Source organism: Pseudoalteromonas sp. Z9A5 (genome assembly GCF_011378875.1).
Taxonomy (GTDB): domain Bacteria; phylum Pseudomonadota; class Gammaproteobacteria; order Enterobacterales; family Alteromonadaceae; genus Pseudoalteromonas.
The window spans coordinates 75,982-87,754 of record NZ_WTLC01000014.1; the positions used below are offsets into that span (position 1 = coordinate 75,982).

Below are 11,773 nucleotides of genomic sequence, written 5' to 3' on the forward strand. Positions count from 1 at the left end.
TTCGAAAATAGTTTAAAGTAACTTGCCAATAAAATGGCAAATAACACATAATAACAAGAGCTAAACTGTAGTTACTCGAATAATCGTACCTATATTAATAACATAGCACGATTTAACGTTTATTGAATTTCTAATAAATGACTTAACAGTATACCTACTTTTTCAATTAGACGGTGATGGTTTTATAAATGGCTGATGACATAATGCTCAAACACGAAGACCTCGTGAATGAACTAAAACAATATTTAGGCAACGCTAAGTTTGACCTAATTTTCAAATCGAAAACTGCGGGGCTAACTAAACCTGAGCAGTTTTTGATGAAAATGGAAATGTCACGCTTGTCTCAGCCTGTGGCACGCTTTGTTGATTTACGCGGTTTAGTAACAGGACAAGTAAAGCCATACGAGCACAACGGTAAACAACACTTTATGGATGACACAGCCATTGAAGTGTTTGAAAAAGCCCTACAGCAACATGGCGAATATACACTAGCCGTTTACGAAGCTGTAATGAGCACCGAAAACAACCATCGCGTATTGCAAAAGCAAGCCGCCGAGCAGGCTGAAATACAAGAACTAGATGATTCGCTTAGCACCAGCGTAATTAAGTTTGCCTCATACGAAAGCCGCCGTGAAGAGCGTATGAACTACTCAATAAAAGTTACTATTGGGTATAATGATAAAAAAAATCTTGCTGCAAGCACATCTGATATTTCATTAAGCGGTTGTAAAGTAAAGCTTGCAACACGGTACGTAGTAAAAAAAGGTCAACTTATCGCTATGCGTTTAGTAGGCCTTGAGCAAGATTTTGAACTGGGTTTAAAAAATGGCATACAATACGAAGTCGTTGCCGTAGAAAACATTTCCCGTGAATTTAATCATATTCGTTTGAAACGCACTTACATTGAGAAAAACGAGGCTTTTGACGGATTTTTAGAAAGCTTTATTCACGGTAATAAGCGCCGCTATAAAGTTAATCTAGATAACACACTCGATGCTGTAGTTTCAAAAGGCTATGAGCAATATTATATTCCACGGGTAACCTCTTTATACGTGTTTTTAAGCAAAAATAATGAGCAATATTACCCAAGCCTTAGTTTAACCACCGAAAATAATATTTTTATTCAACGCTACTTTACTGATGAAAGAAAAATACCCTGTTTATATAATGTGCTTAACCATCAGCGTGTGTCTCAATTATTAACACAGCCAACTGCCGTTAAAGAAGATTACCTTTATACTTTCACTCATGTTTCTTCTGGTAAAATTTATTATTACTCAGCAACACGAAGTGAGCTTAATAGTAACACCGAACTAAGTAACTTATTTTTAGGTTTTGGCAGTCAAAAAGAAAGCTGGCAGTGTTTTAAAATACAAATAATGCCAAGTCACCCAGACGATTCTTACATACCGCTTTCGTTACCAAATAGTGCTGGCACAAATATAGAAAAACTAAATAAGCCACCTTCACCACGTGTAGAAGGGCTTATAAAAGATGTTAAATACGTAGTTGTACTGACCAGTATTGGAAATAATATTGAACAACAACAATACAAAAAGCTAACTTATGATAAATCCACAGTTAATCAGCTCAAACATTTTGGGCATGCTAAACACAAAACTCCGCCTTATTTAGATATTGTTGCGCTTGAGTATGTAAATTTACGCTCGCATAAACGCTACCTTTATAAAACAGTTGTTGAAGTAAGTATTAATGATGTAATTATAAAAGGTTATACACGCGATTTTTCGGTGATGGGTTTACAAATAGAATGCGAGCAACCGGTTACCTTTAAAAAAGGAGATGTGGTTTTACTTTCATTTCCAGATCTACAAAAAATAACTAAAAAACATAAACTTAGTGAATTAAAATACGAAACAATGGCTGTAAGCAAGTCATTTACTACTATTAATTTAAAAGCGAATAGAATTGCTGATTTACCACATTCAGGTGTCTCTTTTTTCACTCAGTTAATTGAAAGCAATAAAGATAAACTAAAAATATCGGAAGAGTCACCTAAAGTAGAGGGGCTTTCTACTGCACTTAGAAACATGGTTACAAAAAGTGTGTGTCAATTTCCTCTGTACTTGCATAAAGAAGCAGCTCACTTTGCAACCGGAGCTATCGGCTTTGGCTTGTACGCAAGTCCACTGCATGTAATTTTACAAAATTTTGGTTTGTTAAATAACAAAACAGATTTATCGAGCATATTAACTAAAGATCAAATAGTTAATGTGATCACCCCAAGTATTAAAGATCGTAGTCGTCAAGATCCGCCTCTCGCGTTTACTTTAGCTATTAACTTTAACCCTCGTAAAAGTAAAATTGAAGATGCAATTACTAGTCAGTGCGTATTAGGCGAAGATTACAGTGAATTTTTAGAGCAAATAAGCAAAGGTGTTAAATCGGAGCTTATATTTATTATGCGTTTATATATTTCGCGTACAGGGCGTCCAGATACCGATTACTTATCGAACGAATTAAATTATGTTAGCCAATACGCACTGCACAAAGCAAAAGATTTAGAAGATGCATTATGGTCAGTAGCCGGTGTTGGCGATGTAGTTGATATAACCGAAGAAGCTTTAAGCCATTTACAGCTTGACCAACAACAGGTCGATCAGATGGGACGTCGAAAACTAATTTGGTTAAACCGCTTACGTTAAGCGGTTTAACTTAGTTTATTTTAAAGAGCTGGCTCATTTTCTAACGGAATAGCCAACATATACAACAATTGCAATAATGATCCTTCACAAATAGCAGCTTGGGCTTGTTCAACCACTTTAGGTTTACCATGTACTGCTACACCTAAACCTGCTTTTGCCATCATTACTAAATCATTTGCACCATCACCAATAGCAACTGTTTGCGACTTCTCCAGCCCTAGTTTATGTTGTAACGACTCTAGAATAATTGCTTTTTGCTGTGCATCTACAATTGTACCAAGTACTTTACCTGTTAGTTTATCGTCTTTAAATTCGAGTACATTAGCGTGTACTTCATCTAAATTAATAAGCTCTTGAACGCGCTCTGCAAACGGTACAAAACCACCTGATGCGATTGCTAAATACCAGTCATGCTGTTTTAAAATTTGGCACAGCACTTTAATACCAGGCATGAGTGGCAATGCACTTTTTAGCTCTTCAATTAAGCTTTTTTCAATTCCTTCAAGCTTAGCTACACGCTGATTTAAACTCTCACTAAAATCAAGTTTACCCGCCATTGCAAGTGCTGTTACAGAGGCAACTTCGTCATATACATCTGCAAGGCGGGCTATTTCGTCTATGCATTCAATTGTAATTGCGGTTGAATCCATGTCCATAACCAACAAACCAGGTTTATATAAACTAGGCGGCGTAGCAACTTGTACTAGCTGGCAATCTAAAGTGTGTGAAAACTCTTGTAACACTAGCGGGTTTATAGCTTGCTCTGCATTTTTTGCGTAAAAACACAATGCAGGTGCTAATCCTAAATCAGGTTGATACTGGCATATAGCGGTGACGATTTGATTTTGCTTTGCCAAAAAATCAATAATGCTATTAACGCTGCTAACATCAAAGTCGCCAGCAAATGCAATACTAAATAATCCCTGCTGCTTATTTGGAATATTAGTAAGCGGTAAAAAAACACTATCTTGGTAACTAAACCATTTATTTAAAGTTAAGTTTACTAATGATTGTTCAGTAGGTGGCTGTGCCATGTTCGTTTTCGACATGGGATCTCCGTATTTATTTCCTGATAGTTGGCATATTAAAATCAGTAATTATTAACGCTAAATTCGCCATCAGGTAGGGTTTAAGGGTATAGTTACCCTAGTTGTAACATCAAATTAAAATGCTGTCAGCAGCATATACGGTGACTATGAAAAATAACCATCTTAAAAACCCTATTACGGCATCTCAAAGAAAGCGTTTAGTACGCTTGTTTCTTGCGGCTGGTTGTTTTGTGTTACTAAGCTGGGTTGGCGTAAACAGTAGTTTTCAAAGCCATCAATTGCTTTACGATAGCGCTGATAGTACAGCACAAAGCATGACTAAATTTATGGCTTTGAATGTTAAAACTCCTTTAATTGAAAAAAACAAACCGCAACTCAACGAAATATGTAACGACATAAGTAAAGATGAGTTTGTGCTTTCAGCCACTATTTATGATCAACAAGGTATTTTGATAGCAAGTAGCGATAATTGGCAATCTCACCATATATTTGGCCAACTTCCCGACTCTACCCCTGGGATTAGTAAACTAAAAACACCTTTTGTAGAACCTGTAATTAGCGATGACGACCGCCCGCTTGGATTTGTATCTGTTACCTATTTAACTCGTGCGGCAATATCTGACAGCCATAATCATTTTCATGATTTAGGTCGACAGGTACTATTAATGCTAGTAATTGCTTGTATTTTTACGTGGCAATTAGGGCGTGGATTAAAACGTTGGCAAGTAAACCGTTATATACAAAAAACATCTGAGCAAGAATCGTAGAGCTGCTTTGCAAGCGCCTCTCTCTTGCTGTGTGGCTTTAAATCACATAACGCGTTAAATACATTAGGTATATGCAGTGGCGTGTTAACTTCCCCCTGATAGCCGCTTAACGGCATTGAGGGCGAATCGGTTTCAAGCACTAAGTGCTTTGGCTCAATAGCAGCAATAACAGCCCGTGTTTTAACTGCGCGTTCATAAGTAATAACACCGCCTACACCAAGCTTAAAACCTTGCTTTATATAATACTGCGCTTGTTGGATTGATCCCGAAAAGGCATGAATCACTCCCCCATTTTTTGGCTTACACCGTTTAAACGATTGCGCAATTAAATCATGGCTTTGTCTGTGATGTACAATAAGCGGTAAGCTTAGCTCGTTAGAAAGCTTTATTTGCTGTTCAAATAAATAAGTTTGTTTAGAGAGGTTTTCAATACTTCGATCAAGCCCGCATTCTCCAATAGCCACCAACTGATGCTTATTTGCAGTCGCAAAATCAAATAACGCTTCTATGTGCGATTCTTTATGTTGCTCTAAAAAGTAAGGATGTAGCCCTGCGGCTATTTTTATACTTGGGTAAGTTGCTTTGAATTTTATGAGAGCATGCGATTGAGCAAGCGTAATACCCGGTACAACAAACTGATTAACTCCCTTTGCTACACACTCGTTTATGAGCGATTCACGATTCGAATCAAACTCGCTAAAGTCGAGGTGGCAATGAGAGTCAATAAATTGCACGGTTACTTACTCATCTATTTATTAAGGGTTTAAGCGTGTAATTTGCCAGCTATTATCTACTTGGCGCTGATATATAAAGCGGTCATGCAAACGATGTGCCCCACCTTGCCAAAACTCAATTTTAGTGGGTACTACACAATATCCGCCCCAAAAGTCAGGCAATGGAATTTCACCTTTAGCAAACTTACTTTTCATGTTGGCGAAGGTTTCCATGAGTACTTTACGTGATGACACCGGACGGCTTTGCGCTGACGCCCATGCGGCTAATTGGCTTTCTTTAGGGCGAGATAAAAAGTACTTTGCCACAGCAGAGGTAGGTAATGGTTTAGCCTCGCCATACACAATAACTTGACGTTCCATGTGGTGCCACGGAAAATGCAGCGATATTTTGTTATTACCTTTAAGCTCTTGCGCTTTACGCGAGCCCGTATTGGTAAAAAATACAAAACCGTTATCATCCAAATGCTTTAAAAGCACAATACGCTGTGAAGGTTGACCGGTTTCATCAACGGTTGCTACAACCATCGCTGTTGGATCGGGTAGTTTGCTTGCTACCGCATGCTCAAGCCACGTTTCAAACTGCTTAAACGGATCATCTTGCAAATTATCTTCGCTTAACGCGTCTTGCAGGTATTCACGACGGATATCTTCGAGTTTCATAACAAGTCCTTTAAATAAAGCCTTAGAAAAGAGCTTAGAGTAGCGAGCTTAAAACAATAGATGTTGAGTAATAACAAATATTAAGATTCAGGTATATGCGATAGCAATAAACACAGAACCTCAGGTGCATTCGATAGCAGTAAACATAGAGTCCCAGGTGCATTCGATAGCAATAAACACAGAGCCTCAGGTGCATTCGATAGCAGTAAACATAGAGTCTCAGGTGTATCGTTGGGTTTCGTTTCACTCAACCCAACCTACAATGTAAAACATTATATCTGCAAGTGTAGGAGTGCTGACAAGGCGGAGTGCTTTTTTATGCCAAGGAGCATACATTTGGTATGTGACTTAGGCTAAAAAAGCACGACAACGCAGTCAAAGCGAACTACACAACTCAGGTATCTGCAAGTGTAGGAGTGCTAGCAAGGCGGTAGAACTAATTATGCCAAGGAACATACGGTTTGTATGTGACTTAGGCTAAATAGTTTTACCAACGCAGCTAAAGCGAACTACACGCAGCAGACGGTTCACCTAAGTAGTTTAGCCTAAGACAAGGCATCCAACCCTACTTATCCCTATGAGCATACGGTTTGTATGTAATTAGGGTAAGTAGGGGTGGATAACGCAGTATTAGGTTAAAATACGACGGTGATTACATTTGCTCCATAACTTCAATGCCTAGCAAGTCTAATCCTGTCTCTAATGTTTTAGAAACCAAATTACACAACACTAAACGGCTATCACGTACGCTTGGCTCTACGCCTTCTTTGAGCACTGGGCAGGCTTCGTAAAATGTCATGTATAAGCTTGCTAGCTCGTATAAGTAACCACATAATACGTGCGGTGTTGCTTCATTGATCATTAAATCAAGTACTTCTTCAAGCTGTAGTAGCTTAAGTGCAAGTGCTTTTTCTTGAGGCTCAACTATTTTAACATTAACACCAAGAAGAGTTAGCGCTTCGGCACTTAAATCTGACTTACGGAAAATACTGCGTATACGTGTATAAGCATATTGTAAGTAAGGGGCGGTTGCGCCTTCAAAGCTTAGCATGCTGTCCCAGTTAAAAATGTAATCGCTGGTACGGTGCTTAGAAAGGTCGGCGTATTTAACTGCGCCAATACCTACTTTACGGGCAATTTCGCTGCGCTCGCTATCACTTAAGTCAGACTCGCGTTCAGCTAATTTAGTTGCTGCGCGGTTAATTGACTCTTCTAATAAGTCAGCTAGCTTAACTGTGCCGCCGGTACGTGTTTTAAATGGTTTATTATCGGCGCCCATCATGGTGCCAAACGGGCAAAACTCGTAGCTTGTTTCGTCTCTTAATAAACCTGCTTTACGCGCTGTTAGCTCTACCTGAGTAAAATGCAGGTTTTGACGCGCATCAACAAAAATTAAGATACGATCAGCACCTAGTTTATTTGAGCGATAATCACATGCCGCTAAATCGGTTGTTGCATATAAAAAGCCACCGCCAGATTTTTGCACAATAAACGCAGATGGCTCGCCATCTTTGTTAGCAAGTTCATCTAAAAATACAACTTGTGCACCTTGCGACTCTACTGCAATGTTTTTATCTTTAAGCAGGCTAATAATATCGTTAAGCTCTGCGTTGTAGGCGCTTTCAGCCATAATATCAGCTTCAGTAAGCGTTACATTTAAACGTTTGTATACTTCTTCAGAGTGCTTAACTGAGGTTGCTATAAATAGTTTCCAAAGCTTTTCACAGTGCGCGTCGCCACCTTGTAATTTAACAACGTAATTACGGGCTTTATCTGCAAAGCCTTCTTCGTCGTCAAAACGTTTTTTAGCATCGCGGTAAAAGGTTTCTAAATCAGCAAGCGCTACAGAATCTAAATCAACACCTTCGCTAATTTGATCTTCTAAATGCGCGATTAACATACCAAATTGCGTGCCCCAATCACCCATGTGATTTTGACGCACAACCGTATCGCCTCTAAATTCAAGCGCACGTACAATTGAGTCACCAATAATGGTTGAACGTAAATGGCCTACGTGCATTTCTTTAGCAAGGTTTGGTGATGAATAGTCAACAACCACTTTTTGTGGGTTAGCGTGCTCGTTTACAGCAAGCTTTGCATCGCTATTAGCTGCTTTAACGCTTTGCGCTAAAAACTCAGGCTTTAAATGAATATTAATAAAACCAGGACCCGCAATTTCAGTCTTTTGAGCAATATCGCTTACATCAAGGTTATCTATAATTTTTTGCGCAAGCTCACGTGGGTTGCTTTTCATTTTTTTAGCCGCGCCCATAGCTGCATTAATTTGGTAATCACCAAATTGTGGGCGTGTGCTTTGCGTTACGGCTGGATTTGTATCTTCAGGTAAGCCTGCGCCAGCCATAGCGGCAATGGCTTTTTCTATTAAAATAGTACGAATATTCATATTTTTTACCTTTGTAAGCCCGCCAAAGCAGGCTTTCTTTTAATTCTTGTAAATGAGCTCTAGTTTTCGCGTGTATGGTTAAACGTTACTTCTGGGTAGCGCTCTACCGATAAATTAAGATTTACACGGCTTGGCGCAATGTAAGTTAAGTTATCTCCACCATCGAGTGCTAAATTGCTTTCGCACTTACGCTTAAAGTCTTCAAACTTTTTAACATCGTCGCTGCTTACCCAACGCGCTGTATTTACGTTTACACCTTCGTAAATAGCATCTACGTTATATTCAGCTTTTAAACGCGCAACAACTACATCAAACTGAAGTACACCTACCGCGCCCACAATTAAATCGTTGTTTATAAGCGGTCTAAATACTTGCACAGCACCTTCTTCAGAAAGCTGTACTAAGCCTTTTAATAATTGCTTTTGCTTAAGCGGATCGCGAAGACGAATACGACGGAATAATTCAGGCGCAAAGTTAGGAATACCACTAAATTTAAGTTTTTCGCCTTGCGTGAACGTATCACCAATTTGAATGGTACCGTGGTTATGTAAACCAATAATGTCGCCCGCGTAAGCATCAGCTGCACGCTCACGGTCGCCCGCCATAAAAGTTACCGCATCAGAAATACTAACCTGTTTACCCAATCGTACATGATTCATCTTCATGCCTTGATTGTACTTACCCGATACAATACGCATAAATGCAATACGGTCACGGTGTTTTGGGTCCATGTTGGCCTGAATTTTAAATACAAAACCGGTAAAGTTTTCTTCAGTTGCAACAATAAGTCTGTCTTCTGTTTCGCGCGGTAATGGCGTTGGAGCCCATCTAGTCAAACCATCTAAAACGTGGTCAACACCAAAGTTACCTAGTGCAGTACCATAATAAACAGGCGAAAGCTCACCAGCTAAAAACAGCTCTAAATCAAATTCATTTGATGCACCAATAACAAGCTCAAGCTCGTCACGCAATTGCACGGCTAAATCTTCACCAATGGCAATATCTAGCTCAGGGTTATCAAGGCCTTTAATGGTACGAACTTCTTGAATTTTATGTCCTTGACCTGATTTGTATAAAATAGCTTCGTCATTGTGAATATGGTAAACACCTTTAAACTCTTTACCACAGCCAATTGGCCATGTAATAGGTGCACACGCAATTTTCAGTTCTGTTTCAACTTCGTCTAACACTTCCATCGGGTCGCGAATTTCACGGTCACATTTGTTCATAAATGTAACGATTGGTGTTGTACGTAGGCGTGTTACTTCCATTAACTTACGAGTACGGTCTTCTACACCTTTTGCTGCATCAATTACCATTAAACACGAATCTACTGCGGTTAATGTACGGTAAGTATCTTCAGAGAAATCTTCGTGTCCTGGTGTATCTAGTAAGTTAACCAAAGCGTCTTTATACGGAAACTGCATTACAGAGGTAGTAACTGATATACCACGCTCTTTTTCCATTTCCATCCAGTCAGACTTTGCATGTTGGTTAGAACCACGGCCTTTTACAGTACCGGCTCGTTGAATCGCTTGTCCGAATAACAATACTTTTTCGGTAATGGTTGTTTTACCAGCATCCGGGTGAGAGATGATAGCAAAGGTACGTCGTTTATTAATTTCACTAAGGAGATTTTGATCTGCCATTAAAAAAGTTCTTTTAGTTTGTATACGGATATTATCCACTTTAAGTATGCTGAGCTTTCAAGGCTTAAATAATACCAATTACATTAAATTAGTGATCTATTATAGCGATAAGAAAATAGCGCAATAACAAGGCGAAAATTATGACATAGAGTTGTTCTCTATGAATAATTTTGAACGTAGTTAGTGAGTTATTTAATACGCTAGAATAATCATGTTTTTAATAATATTGGTATAAGGCAACCTCGAAAGCTCAACACACCATCAGAAAAGCCCTAAATTGGCCCCTCACATGCGATCCGTTATGTTAATCGTAATTGAAGACTATTTTCGCTGATCTTGGCCTTTTAAACAATCAATGGTTAGTTATTAGCTGATCTTTTTTATTAATGAAGACTTACAACTTACCTTTGGAGTTATAAACTTTAACAACGCTAAATAAATCACAACAAGATTTCAACTATGAAATTTTGAATTTCAATATAAGCTGTTTTTGAAACCTAATACGATTGTTAAAATTGCTCTACTTTAATAATTAAGGGTTTTAACAATGAAAAAGCTTCCTTACAAATACCAAATTCCGATGATCGTTGTCATTTTACTACCAATCATGCTCAGCGTAATGCCCGCTATTATGCTTTACAGTACGCTCCCAGCAGGTACTCCATTGTTTGAACCTTGGCTTGCAACAGTAAAACGAATGGTACCAATAACAATTCCTACCCTATTAATAATTGCAGGCAGCGTACGCTTTTTTGTCACTAAGTGGTTAGTTCAAACAGCTCCCTAATAAGAAGCTAATAAAAGTGACTAACGACTTAATTGAGCTAAAAAATCAGCACCATTTTTTAGCTCTTCAATTATTAAATCTCTAAATTTTGCGACTCGCGCAGGAATAAGTATCCTGTCTGACCATACTAAATAACCTCGCCCTGTTTGGCACTTTGTGTGCTCAAGCACCGGTACTAGTGACCCTTTATCTATAAACGAATTAAGTGCATTTTTAGGTAATAAACAAATGCCAACGCCTTTAGTTGCAGCATGTGTTGCTAGGCGTAAGCTATTTACTGAATATTTAGGATTTAATTCAACACGTTTGTTTTCATTATTTTCTTCTATTTGCCATGCACCTAACGTGTTTGCAGCCAATAAATTATGCTGTTCTAAATCTTCAACACATTGTGGGCGACCAAATTTATTTAAATAATCAGAGTTTGCAGCCAACGTTAATGGCATTTCAAATAACAACTTTTGTATTAAGTGTGGTGTTTTTGTAGGTTTAGTAACAACGGCTAAATCTATTTGATCACCAAAAAAGCGTTGAGTGTCTGATGCAAACTTTATATGAATGTTCACTTTAGGGTGCGCTGTCATAAAATCGATAGCAATTGACTGCACAATAAAGTCGGCAAATGGCTCAGGGCACGATATATGAATATCACCACTTAGCTCACTATGCTGATTATTTATCCCTTGCCAATTGCTAGATAACGTATCAAATAAAGGTGAAAACTGCTTAATACACTGCTCGCCAGCAGCCGTTAATTGAAACTGTTTAGCATTTCTATGTACGAGCTTTTCACATAACGATTGCTCCAGTGAGGTAACCGCACGAGAAAGCGTTGGTGGCGATGCGTCAATATGTAAACTCGCAGCAGCAAACCCACCGTAACGAACAGCTTGGCAAAACAAATAAAGGTGTGTGAGATCTTTTGCGCTCATATTTTTACTCTAAAAAGATGCTTCCCATTTTGACAATAAATTAATGACTTTAAAAGATGTAAATTTATGTAAACTTTTTAAAACAACAAAATGACGGTTATAAACCTGTAACTTATTAAATTAAA

Annotated in this window: 9 protein-coding genes; 3 read left to right on the plus strand and 6 right to left on the minus strand. The window is 38.5% G+C overall.

Going from position 1 to position 11,773, the window contains the following annotated elements; genetic code table 11:
* Positions 1–188 precede the first annotated feature (188 nt).
* Positions 189–2,666 carry a PilZ domain-containing protein gene (locus tag GQR56_RS09270; RefSeq protein WP_166110641.1) on the plus strand — a complete coding sequence of 826 codons (2,478 nt, stop codon included), beginning with the start codon at positions 189–191 and terminating at the stop codon, positions 2,664–2,666.
* Positions 2,667–2,686: 20 nt separating this feature from the next.
* Here the strand turns inward: GQR56_RS09270 and serB are convergent, their stop codons facing one another.
* The gene (serB, locus tag GQR56_RS09275; RefSeq protein WP_166110644.1) at positions 2,687–3,715 is read right to left on the minus strand and encodes a phosphoserine phosphatase SerB; all 1,029 of its coding nucleotides are present in this window, start codon (positions 3,713–3,715) and stop codon (positions 2,687–2,689) included.
* A gap of 146 nt (positions 3,716–3,861) precedes the next feature.
* On the opposite strand from serB, the gene GQR56_RS09280 reads away from it, so the two are divergent.
* Positions 3,862–4,482 (plus strand): AhpA/YtjB family protein, encoded by a 621-nt coding sequence (locus GQR56_RS09280; protein WP_024612337.1) that lies wholly within the window; start codon positions 3,862–3,864, stop codon positions 4,480–4,482.
* Here the strand turns inward: GQR56_RS09280 and GQR56_RS09285 are convergent.
* The 4 genes from GQR56_RS09285 to prfC form a co-directional block, all read right to left on the minus strand.
* Positions 4,449–5,216, minus strand: a complete 768-nt coding sequence (locus GQR56_RS09285) for a TatD family hydrolase (protein WP_166110647.1) — start codon at positions 5,214–5,216, stop codon at positions 4,449–4,451. The genes GQR56_RS09280 and GQR56_RS09285 overlap by 34 nt on opposite strands.
* A 21-nt stretch (positions 5,217–5,237) precedes the next feature.
* Positions 5,238–5,876 carry a pyridoxamine 5'-phosphate oxidase gene (gene pdxH, locus GQR56_RS09290; RefSeq protein ID WP_166110650.1) on the minus strand — a complete coding sequence of 213 codons (639 nt, stop codon included), beginning with the start codon at positions 5,874–5,876 and terminating at the stop codon, positions 5,238–5,240.
* A 652-nt stretch (positions 5,877–6,528) separates the two neighbouring features.
* The gene (gene argS, locus GQR56_RS09295) at positions 6,529–8,280 is read right to left on the minus strand and encodes an arginine--tRNA ligase (RefSeq protein ID WP_166110653.1); all 1,752 of its coding nucleotides are present in this window, start codon (positions 8,278–8,280) and stop codon (positions 6,529–6,531) included.
* 59 nt (positions 8,281–8,339) lie between these two features.
* Positions 8,340–9,929 carry a peptide chain release factor 3 gene (gene prfC, locus GQR56_RS09300; RefSeq protein WP_166110656.1) on the minus strand — a complete coding sequence of 530 codons (1,590 nt, stop codon included), beginning with the start codon at positions 9,927–9,929 and terminating at the stop codon, positions 8,340–8,342.
* 547 nt (positions 9,930–10,476) lie between these two features.
* Between prfC and GQR56_RS09305 the strand changes: the two genes are divergently transcribed.
* On the plus strand, positions 10,477–10,716 hold the full coding sequence (locus tag GQR56_RS09305) for a hypothetical protein (RefSeq protein ID WP_024612333.1): 240 nt from the start codon (positions 10,477–10,479) through the stop codon (positions 10,714–10,716).
* A 20-nt stretch (positions 10,717–10,736) separates the two neighbouring features.
* Here GQR56_RS09305 and GQR56_RS09310 read toward each other — a convergent pair whose 3' ends face one another.
* Positions 10,737–11,648, minus strand: coding sequence for a LysR family transcriptional regulator (locus GQR56_RS09310; RefSeq protein ID WP_166110659.1), 912 nt, complete (start codon positions 11,646–11,648; stop codon positions 10,737–10,739).
* Between the last annotated feature and the right edge of the window lie 125 nt (positions 11,649–11,773).

Bases quoted from the DNA above. Each gene is read 5' to 3' on its own strand.
- GQR56_RS09270 (WP_166110641.1), top strand. From the start codon at position 189: ATGGCTGATGACATAATGCTCAAACACGAAGACCTCGTGAATGAACTA.
- serB (WP_166110644.1), bottom strand. From the start codon at position 3,715: ATGTCGAAAACGAACATGGCACAGCCACCTACTGAACAATCATTAGTA.
- GQR56_RS09280 (WP_024612337.1), top strand. From the start codon at position 3,862: ATGAAAAATAACCATCTTAAAAACCCTATTACGGCATCTCAAAGAAAG.
- pdxH (WP_166110650.1), bottom strand. From the start codon at position 5,876: ATGAAACTCGAAGATATCCGTCGTGAATACCTGCAAGACGCGTTAAGC.
- argS (WP_166110653.1), bottom strand. From the start codon at position 8,280: ATGAATATTCGTACTATTTTAATAGAAAAAGCCATTGCCGCTATGGCT.
- prfC (WP_166110656.1), bottom strand. From the start codon at position 9,929: ATGGCAGATCAAAATCTCCTTAGTGAAATTAATAAACGACGTACCTTT.
- GQR56_RS09305 (WP_024612333.1), top strand. From the start codon at position 10,477: ATGAAAAAGCTTCCTTACAAATACCAAATTCCGATGATCGTTGTCATT.
- GQR56_RS09310 (WP_166110659.1), bottom strand. From the start codon at position 11,648: ATGAGCGCAAAAGATCTCACACACCTTTATTTGTTTTGCCAAGCTGTT.